General features: G+C 48.8%; 25 protein-coding genes. 14 read left to right on the top strand and 11 right to left on the bottom strand.

The features are described from left to right. Positions 1-12 precede the first annotated feature (12 nt). The 3 genes from C8D85_RS07195 to C8D85_RS18240 all read left to right on the top strand — a co-directional run bounded on the left by C8D85_RS07195 (position 13) and on the right by C8D85_RS18240 (position 2,947). Complete coding sequence (locus tag C8D85_RS07195) at positions 13-1,023, top strand: ArsJ-associated glyceraldehyde-3-phosphate dehydrogenase (RefSeq protein ID WP_133561849.1); 1,011 nt, start codon at positions 13-15, stop codon at positions 1,021-1,023. A 273-nt stretch (positions 1,024-1,296) separates the two neighbouring features. Beyond that, positions 1,297-2,514, top strand: coding sequence for an organoarsenical effux MFS transporter ArsJ (gene arsJ / locus C8D85_RS07190; protein WP_133561133.1), 1,218 nt, complete (start codon positions 1,297-1,299; stop codon positions 2,512-2,514). A 307-nt stretch (positions 2,515-2,821) separates the two neighbouring features. Next, positions 2,822-2,947 (top strand): helix-turn-helix domain-containing protein, encoded by a 126-nt coding sequence (locus C8D85_RS18240; protein WP_342353324.1) that lies wholly within the window; start codon positions 2,822-2,824, stop codon positions 2,945-2,947. Between the two features lie 56 nt (positions 2,948-3,003). On the opposite strand, the gene C8D85_RS07180 is transcribed toward C8D85_RS18240, so the two are convergent. The 7 genes from C8D85_RS07180 to uraD form a co-directional block, all read right to left on the bottom strand. After that, the gene (locus C8D85_RS07180) at positions 3,004-3,369 is read right to left on the bottom strand and encodes an AraC family ligand binding domain-containing protein (RefSeq protein WP_133561131.1); all 366 of its coding nucleotides are present in this window, start codon (positions 3,367-3,369) and stop codon (positions 3,004-3,006) included. Between the two features lie 106 nt (positions 3,370-3,475). Beyond that, positions 3,476-4,702, bottom strand: coding sequence for an allantoate amidohydrolase (locus tag C8D85_RS07175; RefSeq protein WP_133561129.1), 1,227 nt, complete (start codon positions 4,700-4,702; stop codon positions 3,476-3,478). After that, positions 4,699-5,946, bottom strand: coding sequence for a pyridoxal-phosphate-dependent aminotransferase family protein (locus C8D85_RS07170; protein ID WP_133561127.1), 1,248 nt, complete (start codon positions 5,944-5,946; stop codon positions 4,699-4,701). Before C8D85_RS07170 ends, C8D85_RS07175 begins: the two co-directional genes overlap by 4 nt. A 10-nt stretch (positions 5,947-5,956) precedes the next feature. Further along, complete coding sequence (locus C8D85_RS07165) at positions 5,957-6,775, bottom strand: sulfite exporter TauE/SafE family protein (protein WP_133561125.1); 819 nt, start codon at positions 6,773-6,775, stop codon at positions 5,957-5,959. Between the two features lie 321 nt (positions 6,776-7,096). After that, positions 7,097-8,683: a gamma-glutamyltransferase family protein gene (locus tag C8D85_RS07160; protein ID WP_133561123.1), complete on the bottom strand. Its 1,587-nt coding sequence runs from the start codon at positions 8,681-8,683 to the stop codon at positions 7,097-7,099. 3 nt (positions 8,684-8,686) lie between these two features. Further along, a complete protein-coding gene (locus C8D85_RS07155) occupies positions 8,687-9,859 on the bottom strand; it encodes an amidase (protein WP_133561121.1) in 1,173 nt (390 codons plus the stop codon). A gap of 79 nt (positions 9,860-9,938) precedes the next feature. Further along, a complete protein-coding gene (gene uraD / locus C8D85_RS07150) occupies positions 9,939-10,481 on the bottom strand; it encodes a 2-oxo-4-hydroxy-4-carboxy-5-ureidoimidazoline decarboxylase (RefSeq protein ID WP_133561119.1) in 543 nt (180 codons plus the stop codon). A 168-nt stretch (positions 10,482-10,649) separates the two neighbouring features. On the opposite strand from uraD, the gene uraH reads away from it, so the two are divergent. The 11 genes from uraH (at position 10,650) to C8D85_RS07095 (ending at position 19,692) form a co-directional block, all read left to right on the top strand. Further along, positions 10,650-11,006, top strand: a complete 357-nt coding sequence (uraH, locus tag C8D85_RS07145; protein ID WP_133561117.1) for a hydroxyisourate hydrolase — start codon at positions 10,650-10,652, stop codon at positions 11,004-11,006. A gap of 198 nt (positions 11,007-11,204) precedes the next feature. After that, on the top strand, positions 11,205-12,359 hold the full coding sequence (gene hpxO, locus C8D85_RS07140; RefSeq protein ID WP_133561115.1) for an FAD-dependent urate hydroxylase HpxO: 1,155 nt from the start codon (positions 11,205-11,207) through the stop codon (positions 12,357-12,359). A 278-nt stretch (positions 12,360-12,637) separates the two neighbouring features. Next, entirely contained in the window at positions 12,638-13,075 is a 438-nt protein-coding gene (locus C8D85_RS07135) for a DUF1294 domain-containing protein (RefSeq protein WP_133561113.1), read from the top strand. A gap of 131 nt (positions 13,076-13,206) precedes the next feature. Then, entirely contained in the window at positions 13,207-13,803 is a 597-nt protein-coding gene (locus C8D85_RS07130; RefSeq protein WP_133561111.1) for a hypothetical protein, read from the top strand. A gap of 291 nt (positions 13,804-14,094) precedes the next feature. Continuing rightward, a complete protein-coding gene (locus C8D85_RS07125) occupies positions 14,095-15,078 on the top strand; it encodes an ABC transporter substrate-binding protein (protein ID WP_133561109.1) in 984 nt (327 codons plus the stop codon). 4 nt (positions 15,079-15,082) lie between these two features. Then, positions 15,083-15,874: an ABC transporter ATP-binding protein gene (locus C8D85_RS07120; protein WP_244936955.1), complete on the top strand. Its 792-nt coding sequence runs from the start codon at positions 15,083-15,085 to the stop codon at positions 15,872-15,874. Then, positions 15,852-16,643, top strand: a complete 792-nt coding sequence (locus C8D85_RS07115; RefSeq protein WP_133561107.1) for an ABC transporter permease — start codon at positions 15,852-15,854, stop codon at positions 16,641-16,643. Before C8D85_RS07120 ends, C8D85_RS07115 begins: the two co-directional genes overlap by 23 nt. A gap of 23 nt (positions 16,644-16,666) precedes the next feature. Beyond that, positions 16,667-17,146: a nucleoside deaminase gene (locus C8D85_RS07110; RefSeq protein ID WP_133561105.1), complete on the top strand. Its 480-nt coding sequence runs from the start codon at positions 16,667-16,669 to the stop codon at positions 17,144-17,146. Between the two features lie 87 nt (positions 17,147-17,233). Continuing rightward, complete coding sequence (locus C8D85_RS07105; protein WP_133561103.1) at positions 17,234-18,223, top strand: isopenicillin N synthase family dioxygenase; 990 nt, start codon at positions 17,234-17,236, stop codon at positions 18,221-18,223. A 121-nt stretch (positions 18,224-18,344) separates the two neighbouring features. Next, positions 18,345-18,551, top strand: coding sequence for a Flp family type IVb pilin (locus tag C8D85_RS07100; protein WP_133561102.1), 207 nt, complete (start codon positions 18,345-18,347; stop codon positions 18,549-18,551). 100 nt (positions 18,552-18,651) lie between these two features. Beyond that, positions 18,652-19,692, top strand: a complete 1,041-nt coding sequence (locus tag C8D85_RS07095) for a glycosyltransferase family 9 protein (RefSeq protein WP_133561100.1) — start codon at positions 18,652-18,654, stop codon at positions 19,690-19,692. Positions 19,693-19,699: 7 nt separating this feature from the next. Here the strand turns inward: C8D85_RS07095 and C8D85_RS07090 are convergent, their stop codons facing one another. From C8D85_RS07090 to C8D85_RS07075, 4 genes are all read right to left on the bottom strand, one after another. Then, on the bottom strand, positions 19,700-20,512 hold the full coding sequence (locus tag C8D85_RS07090) for a MurR/RpiR family transcriptional regulator (RefSeq protein WP_228190072.1): 813 nt from the start codon (positions 20,510-20,512) through the stop codon (positions 19,700-19,702). A gap of 39 nt (positions 20,513-20,551) precedes the next feature. Next, entirely contained in the window at positions 20,552-21,985 is a 1,434-nt protein-coding gene (locus C8D85_RS07085) for a sensor histidine kinase (RefSeq protein ID WP_133561096.1), read from the bottom strand. Then, a complete protein-coding gene (locus tag C8D85_RS07080) occupies positions 21,915-22,604 on the bottom strand; it encodes a response regulator transcription factor (RefSeq protein WP_133561094.1) in 690 nt (229 codons plus the stop codon). Before C8D85_RS07080 ends, C8D85_RS07085 begins: the two co-directional genes overlap by 71 nt. A 61-nt stretch (positions 22,605-22,665) precedes the next feature. Then, a complete protein-coding gene (locus C8D85_RS07075; RefSeq protein ID WP_133561092.1) occupies positions 22,666-23,280 on the bottom strand; it encodes a PepSY domain-containing protein in 615 nt (204 codons plus the stop codon). Positions 23,281-23,341 lie beyond the last annotated feature (61 nt).

The following is a 23,341-nucleotide window of genomic DNA, read 5'->3' as shown; positions in this document are numbered from 1 at the left end:
CGCGAGGTAATGATGACAATTAAAGTAGGCATTAATGGATTTGGTCGTATGGGACGTTTGTCGTTCCGTGCAGCATTTGATTGGGATGATGTGGAATTCGTACAGATCAACGACCCAGCAGGCGATGCGGCAACGCTCGCACATCTGATCACGTTTGACTCTGTTCACGGCCGTTGGCACCACGAAGCCACTGCAGAAGGCAACGAGATGATCATCAATGGTCAACGTATTCCTTGCACGCAGAACAAAGCCATTGGTGAGACTGACTGGTCAGGCTGTGATGTGGTGATTGAAGCCAGCGGCAAGATGAAAACCAAAGCCTTGCTACAAGCTTACCTAGACCAAGGCGTTAAGCGCGTGGTGGTGACCGCTCCAGTGAAAGAAGATGGCGTGCTAAACGTAGTGATGGGCGTTAACCAAGAGCTTTACGATCCAGCGCTTTACCCAATCGTTACCGCAGCGTCTTGTACCACGAACTGTCTTGCACCTGTGGTAAAAGTGATTCATGAAAAATTGGGCATTGAACACGGTTCCATGACCACGATTCACGACATCACTAATACACAGACTATCTTGGATGCACCGCATAAAGACTTACGTCGTGCGCGTGCTTGTGGTGCCAGCCTGATCCCAACGACAACCGGCTCAGCGACCGCGATCACCCATATTTTTCCAGAGTTAAAAGGCAAGCTAAACGGCCATGCGGTTCGTGTGCCATTAGCAAATGCTTCTTTAACTGACTGTGTGTTTGAAGTCAGCCGCCCAACGACCGAAGCGGAAGTAAATGGCTTCCTAAAAGAAGCAGCAGAGGGCGAGCTAAAAGACATCCTTGGCTATGAAGAGCGTCCATTGGTATCGGTGGATTACAAAACTGACCCACGCTCTAGCATCATCGATGCGCTTTCGACCATGGTCATCAATGGTACACAAGTGAAGTTGTACGCTTGGTATGACAACGAATGGGGTTACGCCAACCGTACTGCTGAGCTAATGCGTATGGTCGGTCGTTTGGATCAGGCCTAGCTCTTTGACCAATTTAGATAAATCCAGCCTACGACCCGGCTCAGACAGTGCGTCCCTGCACTGGATGAGCCTTGCCATCATCCTGATGGCCGATCTTAAGGCTTAGAATTTATCTTACTGATGCACGTGCAAAGCTTAGCTTGAAGATGACAAGCACTTAGCCCATGGATGGGCGACCCGGCCGTCACGCACAGGGGTGTGCGTCGGTCGGTGCTGTCATCATCAAGCGAGGCGTTAACTACTTACTTTGCTCATAAACGGAATCAAGATCTCATGGGAGCACTAGCCAATCTTTCGCCAGCGATCCGCCAATATATGGTGGTGACGGGTAATTACTGGGCGTTTACCTTAACCGACGGCGCGTTGCGGATGTTGGTGGTACTGTATTTCCACGGTTTAGGCTACAGCCCGCTGCAAATCGCCATGCTGTTCTTGTTCTACGAGATCTTTGGCGTGGTCACCAATCTTGTTGGCGGCTGGCTGGGCGCGCGTCTTGGCCTTAACCGCACCATGAATATTGGGCTGTTTCTGCAAGTGGTGGCGCTGAGTATGTTGTTGGTGCCCGCGAGTTTCTTAACCGTGCCTTGGGTGATGGGCGCACAAGCGTTATCGGGCATTGCCAAAGACTTAAATAAGATGAGCGCCAAAAGCTCAATTAAGCTTCTCGTACCTAGCGATGCTCAAGGTCAACTATATAAATGGGTGGCTCTACTCACCGGCTCTAAAAATGCCTTAAAAGGTGTGGGCTTCTTTTTGGGCGGTGCGTTATTGAGCCTATTTGGCTTTAAAGGCTCGATTCTGGGGATGGCGGTAGCACTTGCGCTGGTGTGGGCTGCCAGCATGTTAGCGCTGAAAAAGGATCTCGGAAAAGCGAAGAATAAGCCAAAATTTGGTGACATCTTCTCGAAAAGTGCCGCGGTAAACTACCTTTCTGCTGCTCGTCTGTTTTTGTTCGGTGCCCGAGATGTCTGGTTTGTGGTGGCCTTACCAGTATTCCTTGCCAGCACCTTTGGCTGGGATCATTGGTACGTGGGCGGATTCCTCGCGGCTTGGGTGATTGCATACGGTTTTGTCCAAGGTTTCGCACCACGCTTTACCGGTAAAGCCTCTGGCAAAGTACCTGATGGTCGCCAAGCCCTTGGTTGGGCGCTAGCCCTCGGCGTGATTCCCGTTGCCATTGCTCTGGCCCTAACCTTTGATTGGCAGATTGAATTCGCCGTGATCGCAGGCTTATTTGCTTTCGGTGCTATATTCGCCATCAACTCCTCCCTACACAGTTATCTTATCGTCAGCTACGCAGGCAAAGATGGTGTGTCTCTTGATGTCGGCTTTTACTATATGGCCAACGCCATGGGCCGCCTAATCGGCACGCTATTATCCGGCTGGCTATATCAGGACTACGGCTTAGTCGTTTGCCTGTGGGTATCGGCAGGATTTATTGGTTTAACTGCGTTGATCTCGGTGAGGTTGCCGAGGAATAGTGAGGCTTAACGGAAGCTCGTTGTATAGAGCGGACATCAGAGTAAACACATAAATAGATGGACCTATGGATATAGTATCTCATTCGGCTACAAGAAAGAGGCAATGATTGTTGGGACTGCAGAGTTTGCAATGGTTTTTTTCGTGGAGAAGGCTGTGTATCTAAGCTGCGAAAAAGATCTAGCTATGGCATGTAAAAATAAACTGCAGCCTATCCATTGCCTTACTATAAACCTCACTGCGATCACGTTTGCCAACTGCCAAGACGGTAACAATCACCACATCATCTTCGACTATAGATGCATTAAGCTGAAACACCATGAAAGAAAGTGGCCCTGGGCGCGAAAGCTTATACAAAGCACTACGATCTGGCTCGCGGCCGCAATTCGACACGATTTTAAAAGTGTTAAAAGCCCTTGGGTTAGAGCTAAAAATTGTGGGCTAGCCAAACCTTGTCCCTGACAGAGTCAGGTCGTACAGGGACAAGACTCAGAAGGGCGCTTACAGCACTGTCCCTTCTGGAAGGGTGACAAAGATCGAGTGGCGGATTTCGTTATTCAAGGCTTTAGAGCAGTGACCTTCGCCTTCGGTGTCTTCTAGCAGCAGTACATCACCGCCTTTGAATTGGCGGGTTTCACCGCTCGACACTTTAAACTCACAACTGCCTTTGATGATAAATAACAGCTGACGCTGTGGCGCTGGGTGCCATTTGAAATCGTAGTCCGCTGGTGTTTCGCGAAAGATCATCTCTCCCGCTTCAAAACGCTCTGACAACATACCGATCGGCCCGCCATCGCGTACATCAATATTCACTTCACCAAAATGACTCTTGCCCTGATCGTCATTATAAATTCGAATAAATTGCATCGAGTAACCCCTGTAAATATTCCAGGGGTCAGATCCCTTAAATGTTGAATGACCAAGTCTTTGAATGCTCTCGTTAAAGGGATCTGACCCCTTCAAGCTGCAAAGCCTACTTTAAGCTCTGCAATGTATGGCTTAACACCGCCAAAGTGGCGACCACATCCTCGGTCATAATCGCTTCCGCTGGATGGTGGCTAATGCCTTTGTCACAGCGCATAAACAGCATCGCTACTGGGCAAATCTCCGCCATGGCCATGGCATCGTGGCCAGCACCTGAGAATAAGGTATGGACATCGATGTTTTGTGCAGCGATGGCATCACGCAACACGCCTTGTAGCCCAGCGTCACAATGTACAGCGTTGGCGCTGTGGGTTTGCTGATGTTCTAAGATAACGTTGCGCTTTGCGGCGATCTTCGCCAAACGATCCATGATGTCGGTCAAAGCGTCATCGCGTTGTTGATCGTGTTCGCTCCGAATATCCAATGAGAAAACAGTTTTGCCAGAGATCACATTGACGCCATTTGGGCGGTTACTGATCTGGCCGACGGTTGCGACGACGCCATGCTCTCTAGCAACGGCTTCCACCGCTAAAATCATTTCACTGCTGGCCGCTAGCGCGTCCAATCGCATTGGCATGGGCACTGTGCCCGCATGACCTGCCATACCAGTGACGGTAAATTCAAAACGCTTAGCACCCGCGATGGCGCTGACCACACCGATAGGGAGGTTTTTCTCTTCTAAAACAGGGCCTTGCTCAATATGCAGTTCAAGGTAGCCTTTCAAATTGTCCGTCGGGATTGCCGCTTCTGAGACTTTATCAAAGCTTAAACCGAAGTTTTCCAGCGCCTCGGTAAGGCTAATGCCGTCATCGTCTTTCAGCTCGGCCCAGCTCGCTGGCCATTGGCCGGTTAAGGCGCGGCTGCCCAGCAAAGTCGAACCAAAGCGGGTGCCTTCTTCGTCACCAAAGCCCACGATATCTAAATGGAAAGGTAAACGGATACCTTCCGCTTGGAACGCCTCGATCAAGGTCACCGGAGCGACCACGCCAAGCATGCCATCGTATTTACCGCCATTGGGTACCGTGTCCAAATGGCTACCCATAATAAAGCGCGGTGCGTTGGCATCTTCGGCCTCAAGACGGCCCCACAAGTTACCCGCTTGGTCTTGCCAAGTTTGCATGCCTGCGGCTTCCATCCAGCCGCCAACCAATTGGTTGGCTTCTTTATGTTGCTCAGTCAGGTAGCGACGGTCGAGGTGCTCGGACGATTGGCTAATCTTGCCAAGCGTCTCCAAGCGCTCCATGACGGCTTGGCCAAGGCGTTTGAAATCCATCATAGGCTAGCCTTTTGCGCTGCACTGTCTTTTGCTGAAGAGTACACGGCTAATGCAGTATCCACACCCTCACCATTGGGCAGAGCAAAACCTTGGCCGCGAAGTACGGTTTCAAGGGATTGAAGCGTGTGCAACACAGCATCTTGACGTGCGTTGTAGCCCATGGTGCCGATGCGCCACACTTTGCCTTTTAACGGGCCAAAGCTGGTGCCGATTTCGATGTTAAAGATGTTGAGCATATCGTGACGTACTTTCTCACCATCGACATTGTCAGGGATATGAACGCCAACCACGTTGCTCATTTTATTGCTTAGATCGCCATATGGCTGTAAGCCCATTGCTTGGATGCCTTGCAGCATGGCGTTGCCAGCTAATTGATGGCGGGCGATGACCGCGTCTTGGCCTTCACGTAGCAGTTCTACAGCACATTGGCGCGAGCCGAATAGCATGGTTGCTGCTTCTGTATGATGGTTTAGGCGCTCTTCGCCCCAGTAATCCATGATCATGCCAAGGTCGAAGTAGTTTGAGCGAATGCGCGAACCCATGGACTCTGTATGGTGTGCGTCACGAATACCGGCTTCTACATGGTGACGCTTACGTACTGCTGCCACGAAACGGTCGTTGTAGCTGACTGGCGCACTGCCAGAGGGGCCGCCAAGGCATTTTTGTAGACCAACTGATACCGCGTCGATTTGCCAAGCATCCATATCAAATGGGTTGCCGCCAATGGAAGCCGTCGCATCCGTGTACAGCAGCACATCGTGGGCGCGACAGATGCCACCGATGTCATTCAATGGCTGCAACATGGTCGTTGAGGTATCACCTTGTACGATGGCCAATACTTTCGGCTGCACACGTTTGATCGCTTCTTCGATTTGTTGAGGGTCGAAGACTTCGCCCCAAGGCACTTCAATGGTGTGTACTTCCGCGTCGGCTCGTTCTGCAATCTCTGTTAGAAGATGGCCGAAGCGTCCGAAGATCGGCACAAGCACTTTATCGCCTGGCTCCAATACGGATACCAAAGACGCTTCGATGCCTGCGCGAGACGTACCATCGATAAGGAACGTTTGCTCGTTTTGCGTGTTGAAGACTTGGCGGTATAGCGCCATCACTTCGTTCATATAACCCGTCATGGTTGGATCGTATTGACCCACTAGCTGCGTTGACATGGCTTGCAACACACTTGGATAGCAGTTGATCGGGCCAGGGCCCATTAGCAAACGTGGTGGAAATTGTAGAGGTTGCATGGGGTAGCTCCTACGCTAAAACTTGATAAAGCATTCGAAGACCAGTGAAGATCAGTGTTACCGCGAACACTTTTTTCAACATGGCAGCGTTTAAACGGTTCGCAAGGCCCGCACCCACTGGTGCGAACAATACCGTCAGCGGAATGATACAGGCGGCACCGACAAGGTTAACCAAGCCAAATGTGCCAAATGGTGCGTCTGCTGGTGTTTGTCCAACGATCAACATAGTGACCGCTGCGGGTAGAGAAATAATAAGACCCACGGCTGCGGCGGTGCCGACGGCACGGTGTGCAGGGTAGTTACAGAAGGTTAGCGTTGGCACGGTTAGCGTGCCGCCACCGATCCCCACCATAGAGCTGAAGAAACCGATACAAGTGGCGATGATGCTCTGACCGCCTTTACCTGGTAGCGAGTTAAACAAGGCGTCTTTTTTGCCTAGCAGCATATTGATTGCAGAGAGGGTCGCAATCACACCGAATAATAACGTTAGCCATTGGCCTTCCACACGTGTTACGACAAAACTGCCGATCAACACACCTAGGAAAATAAAGAAGCCCCAGGCTTTAAGTAGCTCAAAGTCCACATTGCCTTTCGCGTTATGGGCGCGGATCGAGCTAATCGATGTCGGAATAATGGTCGCAAGAGAGGTGGCTGTGGCGACTAACATGGCTGAGTCAGCGCTGACGCCTAGACCTTGGTATAAGAAAAACAGCACTGGCACGATTACGATACCGCCACCAACGCCTAACAGACCTGCCAAGATACCGGCGATCACGCCTGTGCCCATCATGGCTAAAATCATGGAATAGTTTTCCATTATGAATGACATCTACTTTTTAACTCCTGCTTAAGGACTGTTGTGTGTGATTGGAATCAAAACGAATTCTTCGGCCCGGCTTAGACGGCACATCCCTGTGCCGATTAAGCCTACGCAATCATCCTGATTGCTGGCCTCTAGAATTGTTTTGATCCCACTGAACACTTACGGTGTTCAAACTTTAAAAACATTTTGTCTGTTTGCCTTGAAAGCGAGGAGTCGGTTATGAAAAGCGTAGGCCCATGGACGGGCGTGCCGGACTTTTGGGCAGGGATGCCCAACGGACGGCGCTTTCATAACTGACTTCGACGACTCTAAGACTTAACTCGCTACTCAATGACTAGCCGAAGAAACCGCTAAGCCATCACTACGTGGGTCGGTGGCGGCGTCGGTATTGCCCTCTGGGAACAACACCACGGCGCCCGCATGCCCCATTAATTCATTGCACGCAGGTACGGCAACTAAGTCGTGACCGCGGGCAATCAATGTATCTGCGGCATCGGCCGCGAAATCACTTTCCACTTTTAAGTTGTGGCTCACATCTCCCCATGTGCGACCCAGTAACCAACGACCTGCGGCGATGCTCTGCGCCAAAGGCTGCTTGTGGTACACATAACGACTGAATAGTGCCGCTTGAGTTTGTGGTTGGCCTTCACCGCCCATGGTGCCGTAGCTGATGCGACGGCCATCGTTAAGCTCTGCAAAAGCAGGGTTTAGGGTGTGAAATGGCTTTAAATTCGGCTCAAGTTCTTGCAAATGGCCTTTTTCAAGGCTGAACGATGAACCGCGGTTATTCCACACAATGCCGGTGCTTGGGCTGACGATGCCGCTGCCAAACTCCCAGTACAGACTCTGTATATAACTCACCATACGACCTTCGCTGTCGCAGCAGCCCATCCAAATGGTATCGCCGTGCTTCGCTGGGTGTGGCCAAGTTTGGGCTTGGTCGATGGCAATGTTGTCTGCCATGGCAGATAGGCTTTCATCGCTTAATAAGTCTTGTAGCTCAACGCTTAAGCGCGCTGGATCAGTTACATATTCATTGCGGGCGATAAAGGCTTGTTTGGTGGCTTCGATCAGTAGGTGTGCCATATCGGTTTCACCGCCATTGCCTAGCTGGTGAATGCGATCGTACAGCGCCAAGATGATCAACGAAGCAATGCCTTGGGTCGGTGCCGGTAGGTTGTAAAGCTTACCTACACCTGTTTCTACGCTTAACGGCGTGACTTCTTCTGCACGGTAATCGTGGAAATCTGACAAACGAATTGGCGAGCCAGCCGCTTCAAGGTCGGCTGCCAGCTTCTCAGCAACCGTGCCGTTGTAGAAGTCGTCTAAGCCGACTTCGGCTAAGTGTTTTAGTGTTTGTGCCAAGGTACTCAGCGTTAAGCGGTTACCGTGGGTGAGTGTTTCACCTTGATCTAAGAACTGCGCGAAGCCCGGTACCGCTGACAAATCATCATGTACTTTCTGACTAGCTGCTTGCAGGCTTTCCGTAATTTCGATGCCATTCTCTGCATGATCGATAGCATTTTTCAGCAGTTCGCTTAATGACTTAGGTGCTTGCCAGAGCGCGCTGATGTCTAACGCTTTTTGCCAGCCGGCTACTGCGCCGGCCATTGTGACGGTTGCTTTGCCGCCACGCGCAGGGATCGCGTCTTCACCTTGGAAGAAATCCAAGGTCGCAAGTTGTGCCGCTTTGCCGGATGCGTCGATGCCGATGGGTGCTTTGCCAGGTTCGCTAATGAGCCAAAAACCGTCGCCACCTAGACCATTCATATGTGGATACACTACCGCAATGGTTGCTGCCGCTGCGACCATGGCCTCAATCGCCGTGCCGCCTTGTTCAAGGATGGCTTGGCCAGCTTTGGTGGCTTCGTGATGTGGTGCAGTAAAGGCAATAGATGGCGAGATCGAAGACATGCGTTACTCCATTAGGTCTTGGGCTAGGGCTAACAAACTTAAATCACTACCGCGCGGGCCAATAAGGGATAGACCACACGGTGCGCCGTCAATGCTGCAAACGGGTAGATGTAATTGTGGTAAACCACATAAGCCAGCAATCGCTGTGAGTTCTAAAAGTTGGTTGCGATATTCTGCTAACTCATTGTCTTGCATGGTCAAAAGCGGTGAGCGACCCGGTGTGGTTGGCAGAACCAAGACCGCTCCTTCAAGCTGCTCATCGAGCCATGCGCGAAACTTCGCTTGTTGTGCTTTGGCGTCGCTGACGTCGTCTGCGCTGATGGTTTTGGTCCATTCAAAACGGCTGGCAATATCCGGTGCGAAATCGGGATCATTCTGTGTGATCCAAGCGCCGTGGTTTTGCCAGATTTCTGCCCCTTGTAAGGTACGAAACGTTGCACCGGTTTGCCAGTAAACAGGGTCGATTTCAAGGCTTTCATCGATGTTGAGTTTGCCTTGATTTGCCCAAGTATCTAGCTGCTTAAGTAGCGCATCTTTGTGTTCAACCTGTTCGATTAATGCTTTGGCAATCAGTGTCTTAGCAAGCTTTGGCTGCTGGTTAGGTAGTAGTGTTTTGGCAACCTTGATTAGCTCATCAAGGCTGCGAGTCATAAAGCCAACGGTGTCAAACGAAGGGGCTAGCGCCACCATGTTATCGGCCGCGATGGCACCATGGGTTGGGCGCAAGCCAAATAAGCCGTTGTAGCTTGATGGCACTCGGATGGAGCCGCCAGTGTCAGTGCCCAAACCAATCTCAGCCAGATTGCCTGATACGGCAACAGCAGAGCCGGAAGAGGAGCCACCCGGTAAACGCTCAGGTGTTATTGGGTTTTCTGGCGTGCCGTAATGAATATTTTGCCCGTTTAAGCTGTAAGCCAACTCGTCAGTGATGGTCTTGCCTACGAAGCTTGCTCCTGCATCGAGCAGAGCGCTAACGCATGACGCCGTTTCCGTTGGTTGGTTGTGAGTGGCAAGCCACGTTGGGTTGCCCGCTGTGGTTGGCAAACCTTCCATATGAAACAAATCTTTCACCGCGAGGCGCATACCCGACAAAGCGTCTGATGTCGGCGCTTTATGCGCAAACGCTTTGCCTTTTGTCGGCGTCAAAAATGGGCTTTGGGCGGTGAAGTGTTTCATGGTTTGCTCCTGTCTCTTAAGTTATGAAACAATTGTTTCTTTATTTTGTCAACTGAAACAAACAGTGCTAACGCAAAAACTATGCTGACCAAAATGACTTAGGGAGTGCTTCGATCCGAAAGCCAGCAATTTTGTGTACTTCGTTCAAAGCGCGACGAAACTCATCCTCGACGGAGTTAGGTAGGCGTGCTTCAAAGCCTTCAAGAATTTGCTCTTTGGTGGCGCCTTTCACCGCCATGATGAAGGGAAAGCCAAACTTATCGCGGTAGCTTTCGTTCAAACCAAGGAAGCGTTCAAACTCTGGAGGAGTGAGTTGATCTAGCCCTGCACCAGCCTGTTCGCTGGTGGAAGCATCGGTTAACTCCCCCGCCAAAGCGGCCTTGCCTGCTAAGTCTGGATGGGCTCGGAGTAAGACAAGCTGAGTGCTGTGATCGGCGGCTTCGATGATGTCATACATGGCTTGAGTGACCGCAGTTTGTGGGCCGTCTCGATGATGCTTTAGCGAATCACGCTTTCCATATAACGCTTCGGCAACCCACTTTGAATGCTCGTATATGTCTTTTAAGTGGTTGATAAAGCAGTCTTTATCTTGCTCAAGCAGAGGTGTGCTTGCTGTGTTCATAACGCGGTGTTCCTTGGTATTTATGGTTTAAGTGTGCTTAGCTGATGCCAAGTTTGGGTGTCGTTACTGGCATAGATTTTGTTCTAACACTTTCCGCTGTAAGCACGCCAAAGTGCAAGTATATTTTTCCAAGTGGGTCATCTTGGCTATTTTTTATAAGGATTTTTTATGGGTTATTTAACCTCGCATATTCTCGATACAACTCGTGGTGTAGCAGCGTCAGGTGTCGCCATTGAACTTTACCAATTAGCCGAAGACGGCACGCGAAGCTTGGTTCACAAAACCTTCTCCAACCATGATGGTCGCTGCGATGCACCGCTTTTGGAAGGAGCAGAGTTTAAAGCTGGGCGCTACGAATTAGAGTTCGCCATTGGCGATTATTTCGCAGAGCAAGGTATCGAAATGCCTGAGCCTCGTTTTCTCGATGTGGTGGTATTGCGTTTCGGTATCGCCGACGAAGACAGCCATTACCACGTACCTCTGCTCGTGACACCATACTCCTACAGCACCTATCGTGGAAGTTGATCGATCGGTTAACTTTTGCGTCATGCTAGTGCATGCGCATCATGGTTGTGCGGTCCCAATGATCGCGCAATCAGAGTCTATGGCTACAGCAAAGCTCTGAAACCATTGTTTCATATGGGTTTTGGTAGAAACAAACGTTTTGGGTACGAATCTTGCCATTAGGGTGTAAGGAAACACCGAATGAGCAAGGGGAATACCATGAAAGCAATCATCATTGGCGCAGGCATTGGTGGCATGAGCGCCGCAGCCGCTTTAAAACAGCAAGGCATCGAATGCGAGATTTTTGAGGCCGTTAAAGAAATGAAACCCGTCGGGGCTGCTATTTCTGTTTGGTCTAATGGCGTTAAATGCATGAATCACCTAGGCATGGGCAGCATCATGGATAACTTGGGTGGCCCGATGCATAAAATGGCTTACAACGAAGGCATTAGCGGTGCCACCATGACGCAATTCAGCTTAGCGCCGTTGGTAGCCGAAGTGGGCGAGCGACCATGTCCAGTATCGCGTGCAGACCTGCAAGCGCAAATGATTGACTGGTGGGGGCGCGAGAAGGTTCATTTTGGTAAGCGCTTAGAAGCTGTCACACAAACGGATACCAGTGTTACAGCGACCTTTACCGACGGTTCTATGGTGACGGGCGACTTTATGATTGCGGCAGATGGGGCGCACTCCATTGCCCGCGAATACGTACTCGGACATAAAGTGGAACGTCGATATGCAGGCTATGTGAACTGGAATGGTTTGGTGGAAATCGATGAAGCCATCGCCCCAGCTGATCAATGGACCATGTTTGTCGCCGATGGCAAACGTGTCTCCGTTATGCCGATTGCCGATAACCGCTTCTACTTCTTCTTTGATGTGCCACTGCCTCTTGGGCTGCCGCAGGATCGCAGTACCGTTAAAAATGACTTAACAGGCTACTTCCAAGATTGGGCGCAACCAGTACAGACACTAATTAATGCCATCGACCCTGAAACCACGAACCGCATTGAAATCCATGATGTAGAACCGTTTAAGCCGTTGGTCAAAGGCAGAGTGGCTTTATTAGGAGACGCTGGTCACAGCACCACGCCGGATATCGGGCAAGGTGGCTGCGCTGCGCTCGAAGATGCTGTGGTGTTAGGACAATGCTTTGCAGAAGAAGACAGCATTGAACTGGCCCTCGCTGAGTACAACGACGCACGAGTGGACCGCGTGAAAGACCTAGTGCTGAAAGCTCGCGCTCGCTGTGACGTGACCCACGGCTACCACCCAGAAACTACCCAAGCATGGTACGACGAACTGCGTAGCGAAACTGGCGAAGGCATCATGAAAGGACTGTCAAAAACCATCCTCGGCGGCCCACTGGGCTAGCCTACACCGGTCGGAGGTCCTTCTTTGTAGGAGCGGTCTCCGCCCCGCGACCAAAACCGCATTGCCCAAGGCAAACCGAAGTCCCGAATTGTAGGACCTCGGTTTCCGAGGGATCAATTCTCAAACTAGGCAGCATTCCTAGGTTGCTATTGCACTATCTACGGTGCTTATTAGCCATTTGCTACGCCATTCCATGCAACTCGCTGCCAGCGTCTCACTCATCTGAAGAAGTTATAGAGTATAGTGCGCTATTCAAAAGAGCATTAGAAAGGCTGTCAATGTCCAAACCTAGCGTCACTTCCAACCCTAAAAAGAAAACGCCAGCTTCTCTGTTATTTTGTGCTGCCTATTTCCTGCTACTGTCGGTTTCATTCGTACTACTGGATGGGCTGGCAATCCTGTTGGCGGTTTATGCGGTCATGTCTTCGCTGACGTATGTGGTATATGGTTTTGATAAGCGTGCCGCGCAAAAAGGTCAGAGTCGTATATCTGAGAAAACGCTACATTTGCTATCACTCTTCTGCGGTTGGCCAGGGGCGCTAATAGCTCAGCACCGTCTTCGACACAAAACCGTTAAGCAGCCTTTTAAAGCGATCCTTTGGATAATGATTTTAGTGAACTGCGGTGTGACTGTCTGGTTATTAGTAGGTGGGTGGAGAATGGGGCGGTCAGCTCTCGATATTTTACTAACTTCTAAATTGGGTTTTGTTTTATAATGAACATGATTATCATTTGATTTTTCTGTATCTGTTGTAAAGTATTTCTGGTGCCGGTTACGTTTTAGTTTAAATGTGATCCTAGGTAATCAGATGAATTTGTTTTTTTAGAGGGATTTATTGGAGCGAACATGGAATTTGACTCATCCAAATATAAAGTACAGAAACTACCTAATTTGCTGTTGGTTCATTGGGTTATCAATCCTGGGCTTGCTGTCAATGAACTGATTTTGGGGCAGAGGTTGCCTCGGGTTATGTTAACAGACAAGGCGCAGGACATTGACTATGTCCCTTGTCCACATTGCAAGGCAATGAATGATGCTGATCTATGGTCTGGTAAGAATAGCTTCGGTCATTGGTTTGGAATCATTTGTCCAGAGTGCCATCAAAAGATCCCTAGTTTGCTGAATCTCACTAGCTTGCTTGTTTTGTTCTTTACCTTCCCTATTTGGATCTGGTTGAAGTTATGGGGAGAGCAAAAGTGGCTCGAAAAGGAGAAAAAGCGTTTTGTTTTTTCCTCAACTAAAAAAGCTAAAAAAAATCGGTTCGAGAACTTTAAGATAGGCTTACTCTTTGGCTTATTTATGTTTTGCGTTATCTCATTAGATAGGTATCTTGATGATCGGCTGAATCCAGAGTCGATGCTCGCTTATGCGTTCATTTGTATTGTTGGGGCAATGATATTTGGAGCTCTCATGGATATTCCTTCATTCAAAAGACGGAGCTGACAAGAGAACTTGGTGCGTTATACACGCACACAAACCTATGCACTCAATACTGCTCATTCCCATAGTGCCCCGCTTTTTAGCAATTCCAATCCATGAAACGTTTGTTTCGCTCTCTTTTGAGTCACCTTGCCCGATCATTTTCTGAAAAAGAGTGCTGAAATGTTGAGATTAATCTTTAACTGACTGTTTTTAAATAAATTTTGTCCGTTTTGATAAAGTTGGAACGAATGTTGCTCTCACCTATTGTGTGAAACAAAAGTATCTTTTAAAGAAGCACAGGAGAGTTTGAGTATGAAAGCAGCGTTGAAGTTATCTCTGTTGGCCGGTTTGATCTCTAGTTCGTCCGTGATGGCTGCTGACAAGGTAACCTTTCAGTTGGATTGGCTACCAGGTGGCGATAAAGCTCCGGTTTACGTGGGCATTCAAGAAGGCTTTTTTGCCGAAGCGGACCTAGATGTCTCGATTGCCAGTGGTCGAGGTTCTACCGATGCCCTGACCAAAATGGCAACTGGCCAATCTGATGTGGGCAGCTCAGATATTGGTGCTTTGATGGCTGCTAAGGCGCAAGACGGTGTGCCTGTTGTGGCGATTTACCCTTATTTTACTCAAGCTCCACATGCATTTTTCGCTCTGAAAAGTTCTGGGATTGATTCCATCGAAGATTTGAAAGGCAAGAAGGTCGCGACATCTCCTTTTACCTCTTCTAATGCGTTTTTACCTTTGGTTCTAAAAGAGAACGGTCTGAGCGAAGACGATATTAGTCTAGTGAAAACCGATCCTGGCGCATTGGGTCCAATGATGATTACAGGCAATGCAGATGCGATCATTGCATGGGTCACCAATACGGCATTATTTACCACTCAGGCCGCAGAAGCGGGCAAGGAAATCGTCGAGATGCCTTGGTCGAGCGCGGGCTTGTCTTTGTATAGCTCTTCATTGTTGGCATCAGAGCGTTTTTTATCTGAGCGACCAGAAGTGGCTGAGCGTTTTGTGAAAGCATTCGCGAAATCCCTAGAGTTTACTTATGCGCATCCCGACAAAGCTGGGGAAGCGATTCATGCGATGGTACCGGAAGTGGATGCCAAGATCGCTGCAGCACAAATCAAGAGTATTACCAACCTTGTTTATAACGATGTCACTAAAGCGGATGGTTTTGGGGTATTTACCCCAGAGCGTATCCAGCAAACATGGGAATATGTTGCCGCGGCTAACGAGTTAAGTGAAGACGCATTAGACCCACAAACAGCGGTGGATTTCACCTACTTGGCGGAGTGATATTTTGACAGAAGTAAGTAATAAATCCGCTTACGTCAGTATGCAAGGGGTGGGGCATCGTTATGATCCTCGCCCTGGTGCTCCGATGGCGGTGCAAGATATTGATTTAGATATTCATCGTCACGAGTTTGTGGCGGTAGTGGGGCCGTCTGGCTGTGGTAAGTCGACGTTACTGCGCATGGTGTCTGGCTTATTGATCCCTTCTCATGGTGAAGTGTCGGTGTTTAACCGACGAGTAACGGAGCCGCGTGACGATGTGGGTATTGTTTTTCAAAAAGCCAATTTACTTCCTTGGCTGACGGTGCGCAAAAATGTCCTGTTTCCGTTGAAACATAAATATGGGCATTACACCCAAGAAGACGAAAAGCGTACTGATGAGTTGTTAAAAATGGCTGGTTTGACGCAGTTTGCAGACAAAATGCCAGATGAACTATCGGGCGGTATGCAGCAGCGTGTTGGCATTGTACGAGCTTTGTTACTAAACCCCGATATTTTGCTGATGGATGAGCCCTTTTCGGCGTTGGATGCACTGACTCGTGAGCAGATCGGCTTTGATCTGTTAAAAATCTGGGAAGAGAATCCTAAAACGGTGCTGTTTATCACTCACTCGATCAGCGAGGCTGTGTTGCTATCAGATCGGATTTTGGTGATGAGTAAACGCCCTGGCACAGTGCTGGATTTGATCGAAGTAGATTTACCCCGCCCACGTACCAGTAAAACCATAAATGAACCGCGTTTTGCTGAACTGACTGACTTAATTCGAGGACATATTTATGAGCCAAACGTACCAGCCTAAGTCTTGGGTCGGGCTACAGGCGTATCGTTTTGCGCCAGTGTTGTTCTTCATCGGGTTGATTGCTCTATGGGAGCTGATTTGTCAGGTAGGCAAGGTGCCCAATTACATCCTCCCCTCGCCGTCAGCGATCATTAAAGCGTTCTTTGATGTGGAGTTCTCCCGTTGGATGGGGCATTTGTGGGCAACGCTTCGAGTGGCTTTGATGGGCTTCGCTTTGTCGATATTGATCGCCTTGCCGTTGTCGATTGGCATGATTCGCTCTGAGTTAATGAACCGCACATTGTACCCAGTATTGATTGTGATCCAGTCAACGCCAGTGGTTGCGGTAGCCCCTTTGATCATTGTGTTGCTTGGTACGGATGATCCCTCTCGCGTATTGATCACTTGCTTGATTACCTTCTTCCCATTGGTGGTTTCCGCGACCACGGGCATGCTGGAAACGCCACCTGAAATGATCGAGTTAAGCCAATCCCTTCGTGCACCGCGCTATCGCGAAACTTGGCAGATCCGTATTCCTTATGCCATACCGCATATCTTCAGCGGTCTACGAGTATCGATTACCTTAGCGATTATTGGTGCAGTGGTGGCGGAGTTTGTTGCAGCAGAAGAAGGTCTGGGTTACTTCATTCAATTCTCGACATCATTCTTTAAGATTCCGCAGGCATTTGCAGGCTTAATTTTCTTAGCAGTGACCAGCTTGTTGCTATTCAAGTCAGTGCAGTGGATTCAAGCGTGGTGGTTCCCTTGGAGCTTACCGAAGAAGAAATAACGATGATTAAAGATGAGAACACTATGAGTAATTTAACCCCACAGGACGAAGCTTTGTTACGCCAAAGCTTTGCTTTAGCAGATGATGCAAAGAAGCAGGGTATTCACCCCTTTGCAGCAATTTTAGTGGATGAACATGGTGAAGTGCTGATGTCGCAAGTAAATGGCTATTTGCCTGATTTAGATATGACAGGTCATGCAGAGAGAAAGCTGATGACCCGTGCGAGCAAAACCTATCGCCCCGATTTCTTAGCACGTTGCACCATGTACGTGTCGGCTGAGCCTTGCGCGATGTGTGCTGGGGCGGCTTATTGGGCCGGTCTTGGGCGAGTGGTATATGGTCTAAGTGAAGCACGTTTAAAAACGATTACCGGCAATCATCCGGAAAACCCAACACTAGATTTACCCTGTCGAGCGGTGTTTGATGCGGGACAACGTAAGGTAGAAGTCATCGGCCCTTGTTTAGAAGACGAGGCAGCGGCTCTACATGAGGGCGTTTGGTAGCCCTAACTGACAATTTAACCGAACGGAGTAGAAGCAGGCAGGCCATTGGAGCTGGGTCATTGCTCCAGAACTTTTAGGAGATGCAATATGACTCAATCCTATGCTCTGGAAGAACTACAACGTGAATCCACTTTCGGTGGCGCTGGCTCTGAAGCAGAGCGTGAAGTGCCTGTGATCGACCTGAGTAACTTCGAAGAACGTCGCGAGCAAATCGCGGATGAACTGTGGCATGCGGCGACAGAAATTGGTTTCTTCCAACTTAAAAACCATGGCATCGCTCGTTCAGATATCGATGCAGCGTTTAAAGAGTCCGACCGATTCTTCAATCTTCCCGATGATGTAAAAGCCCAATGGCCTCGGCCAAAAGGTGTTAATGCGGGCTATGAAACTCGCAGCCAGATTCGCCCATCAACAGGCACTGCAGACGAGAAAGAGTCCTACCAAATTACTCAATACCACATGGATGGCTTGTGGCCGACCGAGGGCGAGTTACCTAACTTCCAAGACAATATTCTTTCGTTTGAACAGCAGTGTTGGGAAGTCGGTATGAAAGTCCTATCGTGCTTTGCAGACAAGTTAGGTTTTGAGAGAGACTTCTTCACTAAAGCCCACGATCCAAAACAAAGCGATTACCAAAGCACCTTGCGCTTGTTGCACTACTATCCAACTGAAGGCGTGACTGAGCAGGGAAATATCTGGCGCGCAGGTGCCCACACGGATTTTGACTGCTTAACCTTGTTGTTCCAGCACGAAGGTCATGGTGGCCTGCAAGTGTGTCCAGGTAAAGATGCGGATACGAAACAGTGGACCAGCATACCACCTATTGCCGATGTGATTACCTGCAACATCGGTGATATGTTGATGCGCTGGAGCGATGACCAATTAAAATCCAATCTGCACCGTGTGCGTTTACCTCGTGTGGACGAATATTGCGGCAGTCGTTACTCCGTTGCCTTCTTCTGCCAAGCCAATAAAACGCAGATGATCCAAGGGCCCAACAAGCACTATGAACCAATCAGCGCAGAGGACTTTTTGAATCAACGTATTCAAGCGAACTTTGCCAAAGCAGATCGTTAAGTATGTTAAAAAGGCTGGCTTCTTAAGATAAGCCAGTCTTTCTTATAAAAATGGTGCTTATTGTAGAAATTAGGTTAATAATTATGTTTTATAAGCTCAATTTGATAGCACTTAATGGATTATGATTACCATACTTTATAAAAAGCTGATGATGGCACTCGGGCAGTTTTTAACCAGCAAGGATGGCGTGGCAGCAACAGAGTACGCCGTGATAGCGGTAGGTGTTGCGGGCGTCATCGCTATCGTTTTTGGCTCAGATGGCGGCGCATTAGAGACCACTTTATCTGGGCTAGTAAGTCAGATTGCTGATCTGACTAGTACACCCTAATCCTCTTTATGGGCCTAGCCTTTTCATATCATTTTGCATCGTTGCACTTGAACGGTAAAATCTCATCATTATTTGATAGCTTTCGACACGGACTCTTTACATGACAAAACTTCCACCAGATCGTTTAAAGCACCTTTGGTTTGAACGTGGTGCGTACGCAAACAAAAAAGCACGACGATACTTAGCTGATGAGTTTGATCCGAAGGCAGTCAAAAAAATCACTGTGATTAGACATGCTGCATTAGGCGATCAGGTGATTGTGCGTCCGTTTTTGGTCGAGGCACGAAAATTCTTCCCAAATGCGGAAATTACTTTGGCTGCTGTGTCCAACTATCAATACGGTATGCCAACAGATCTTGTGGATCACGTGAGTATCATGCCAGGCTCTGATATGCGTAAAACCGCAGGGACTAAAGAAAAGCTGGCTTGTATCAAAGCATTGGGTGAACAAGATATTATGTTTGACTTAGCAAGTACCAATCGCTCTCACTGGATGATGGCATTTGGTAAGGCTAAGCTAAAAATGGGATTTCCATACAAAAGCTTTGTTCGCAGGTTACTTTGTGATGTGGCCGTATTCCGCTCTGATTTGCAGCCAGAAGTGGAAGTGATGCTTGATATGCTGCGCATCCTTGGTCACACACCACCTATGCGTTTGGATTTTGCTTACCCTGATCATCAATTGGTATGTGACAAAGAGCGGCCATTTATCCTGTATTTCAATGGTGCTTCTATGAAAGACAAGATCTTATCAAAAGATCAGATGCGCGAAGTGATCGAGAAAAGTATGGCTGCGTTACCCGATTATCAGCATGTCTATTTGGAAGGCAAAAATGACTTTGAGAAAGGCGAGTTCTTAGAGGACTTATCCGCTCAGGATAACCTTTCAATCCAAGAATGCTTACCTTTGGATGAGTTGGTGCAGAAAGTAGCGCAAGCTTCTCTGCTGGTTGCACCGGATACTGGCGTTCGCAATATTGCTATTTCGACGCATACTCCAACAGTCGGCATTTTTTACTTCACTGTTCCTTATCGCTATACACCTCTTTATGAGCCACATCATATTGTGATGCGCTCGGACGCGAGTATCCCATCCAGTGATGAGATTGTGTTAGCCATTTCTACTGCGTTGGAGTCGTAGCATCCTGTTACAACTCCATTTCATCCAGGTCATCGTAGAGATTCGAAATAGACTGGGTTCGGTATTGCGCGTTTTCGCCAATGTAGCTGTAGACGCGATTACACAGCATCGAAACGAGACTCATTGGGGCTGCATAGCTGTAGAATGGGTTGTCGTTGCCGAGGTGACAGACCAAGACTTTGCTGACTTGTTGGTTGTAGACCTGTCCAGTCGGGTCGGTCACGAGTATGGTGTTGCGACCTTCTAATGCTTCAACAATCTTCTTAAAGATGCGCGTTCTACGGCGGAAGCCAAACAGTACGATGACTTCGTCATCTAGAATATCGTGTAGATCTTCACCTAACGTCTGCCCTGGTTGGGGCAATAGCCGAACTGACGTTCGGATCTGCTGTAGCTGCTGACGGAAGTGCAGTGCAACAGGGTAAGAGTTTCGAAAGCCAATTAAAGTGACACGACTTGCGTTGGCTAACTGGGCGCTAATTTCATCCAGTAGTTCTGTTCGTAGTCCTTCAAATGTCAGGGATAGGTTCTTTAGTTCTTCCGCGGTTTGATCGATGGATTGGCCTTGCGTTAACACTGGAACACCCTGTTGACGCAGTTGTAATTGGGCCTGTTTGGCATCTTGTTGTGATTCAAATCCGAGCTGGCGGAAAAAACGACTGACAGTCGCTTTAGATGTCTGGGTATGTTCGGCGATTTCCGCAGACGTTTGACTCACAATTGCCAGTGGGTGTTGCTGTAGGTAGTTAGCAATGGTGCGCGCCGAGGGCGACAGTGTTGGGTAATTTTGCTCAATAAGCGAAAGAACATCCTGCTTCACGATGATGTGCTGCCTTCAATAAAAACGAATAGGTATACGTTAATCGAAAGCAGCAGTCGTGCCAACAGTCTCCCTACCATTCGCGCTAATAGATCTGTCTTTTCTAAAACGCACGGTGACTGCGAGGCCAGGAGATAGATTGCTTAACTCCACATCACCGCCATGAAACTCTGCTATGGCTTTAACTAACGGTAGTCCGAGGCCGTAACCGGGTGTCGTGCGACTGGACTCTAAACGGTATAAGCGCTGGAAAACTTTATCGTGAAATTCTGTCGCGATGCCCGGACCGTTATCTGCAACCGTGAAGCCAGTAGCGGTTAATGACAGTTTCAATGTGGCACCGTCTCCACCATATTTACTGGCATTCTCAAGAGTATTAAACAAGGCGCGAAAGACTAATGATCGATCGCCTTCTATTGTTGTAACACCGGATGCATCAAGGAGAATGCTTTGCTGTCGATCTTGGGCGATAGGCTGTAGTAGTTCGATGGCATCGTCGGCAATCTGTTGCAAATCAACCTCTTGGAAGGAAGAGCGTGCTTGCTTGTGCTCTAAGCGACTCAGTTCTAACATCGAGCTAAAGGTATGCAGGATGTCGTCGAGCTCTTTGAGCATAGGCTCTAACGTTGCTGCGGTGATCGGCTCTTGCGGTGTTTGGGTGATGGCGGATTCCAGTGCCAAACGCAAACGTCCTAACGGTGTTCGTAAGTCGTGGGCAATCGCATCGGTTACCCCAGACACCGCTTGGAAGGAGTGTTCTAACTGTGTCAGCATTCGGTTGATGTTACTCGCCAAGAGATCAAATTCATCCCCACGCCCCGTTGACGGTACCCGAGCAGACCAGTTGCCACCTTGAACAACAGCGGCTGTTTGGTTAAACCTTTTTATACGTCTTAGTAACTGCTTAGAAAGATAGCGCCCTGAAAAGGCCCCAAGAATAATGGTCAACAGGAGTGAAACGAGGCTGGCATTGATGAACCGTTGTTGTAAGAAATACAGGTCTTCTTCATCAAACGCGACCAGCAACGTGCCTTGAGCAAGCGTCACGATGCAGCCAGAATAAACCCGCAGATCATCACCTTGGGCGACTAGGAAAGAGGATACATCGGGGCAGCCTTGAAGGTGATTGGGGACACGAGATAAATCCCCCAAGGCCGCTTGGGAATCTTGATAAGCAATGATCCAGTCACGGCTTTGCTCCGCTTGCAGGCTGAGTTGTTGTAAGAACTCACTGTATTGGAGTTGCTCTGCTAATAGCTGTTGTTGCTGTGCGATCAGATTGAGCTGTTGTTGCTTACTGCGGCTGATCTCCCCAATACTGAGCTGGTACAGCACAAAGATGATGGCTGAGATCAGTAGCAGCAGAATACCAGTGAATAAAACGGTGAAGCGCCAAGCAAAGCTAGCGAACCGAGCTGTCCACCAGTCGATAGCCGACGCCACGGATGGTTTCAAGAATCGGAGCCAGGTCATCGCTTTCTACCTTTTTTCGAAGACGTGCCACATGGACGTCAATTACATTGGTTTGAGGATCAAAGTCATAGTGCCAGACAGCTTCAAAGAGTAACGTACGTGTGACCACTTGTCCCGGGTGCTCCATCAGATAGCGCAACAGCTGAAATTCTTTCGGCTGTAAAGTAATCGGGCGGCCTTGGCGCGAGACTTCACGGGTGATTAAGTTCATAGAGAGGTCACCGACAGTCAAGGCCGAGTGCTCTGCAGGTTGTTGGTGCGAGGAGCGCTTTAGCAAAATCTCTATGCGAGCCAGTAACTCAGCAAAAGCAAAAGGTTTAACGAGGTAATCATCACCGCCTTCACGTAAGCCTTTCACCCGATCATCAACAGAGTCCAAGGCGCTCAGAATGAGTACAGGAAGAGTTCGTCCGGCACTGCGCAAAGTGTTGAGAACCGTCAGTCCATCCAATTTTGGCAACATGCGATCCAAAATAATCAGCTGAAAGTCACCTTCTAGTGCTTGGAAAAGCGCATCTTGTCCATCGCTGGCGACCACAACGTGATAACCTTGTTCTGTGAGGCCTTTTTTGAGAAAGCTTTGTGTGACTTGATCGTCTTCTACTACCAGTATTCGCATGGGCTGTTTACCTATTAAAAAGCAGGTGTGGGGAGCACCTGCTAATTTGCATGGATGATGATTACTTACGATTGATAGACGGAATGGATTCTCCAGACGCCGCGTCGATTAATAGGCGTCGCATCTGTGAACCGTCGATGTATTCCACTTCATAGTATGTAAGGCCACGTTTGTGTTCTAGCTCAATGGACTCAATATGTGATGAATTATGAGCGTTAGCAATCTCAATGGCTTTATCAATGGAGACAGCACCAGGCTGGTTGACGGATTCGATCGCTGCCACATCTTCATCATCTAGTTTACTAAAGCCCAATACCTTCAGAGACTTATGGTAATACTCGACTTCCGTTAAGTTGTTTAAAGTATACGAAGCTTGGTGCTTTTCACCAGCGTCTAAATTAATGGCTTTGATCTCATAGACGAGCATGTGATCTTCGTCGTCTAGTTCGATTTCAACAATGGTGCCAGCATAGTTTGAACGAAATGCCGCGATAGCCTGTGTCATAGTGGTTTCACTGGACTGCAGCGCAAGACGCATGATGTCATCTTTATGGTCTTTGTCTTTTGCGTAGCTGGCAGTGCTTGTGAGCAGTAACGCAGAGGTTAATGCGGTTAACATTGTGCCCGTTGTAAATAAGCCCGTTGCGATGATGCCCATTTTTGCTTTGAAAGTCATAAGGGTTCTCCTCAGTTCGTTATGATGGCTATCACTTTAGCGTATCCCCCTTAAACCCAAG

This window comes from Marinomonas communis, assembly GCF_004363305.1.
In the GTDB taxonomy this organism is placed as follows: Bacteria; Pseudomonadota; Gammaproteobacteria; order Pseudomonadales; family Marinomonadaceae; genus Marinomonas; species Marinomonas communis.
This window is presented reverse-complemented; position numbering and strand designations above follow the sequence as displayed.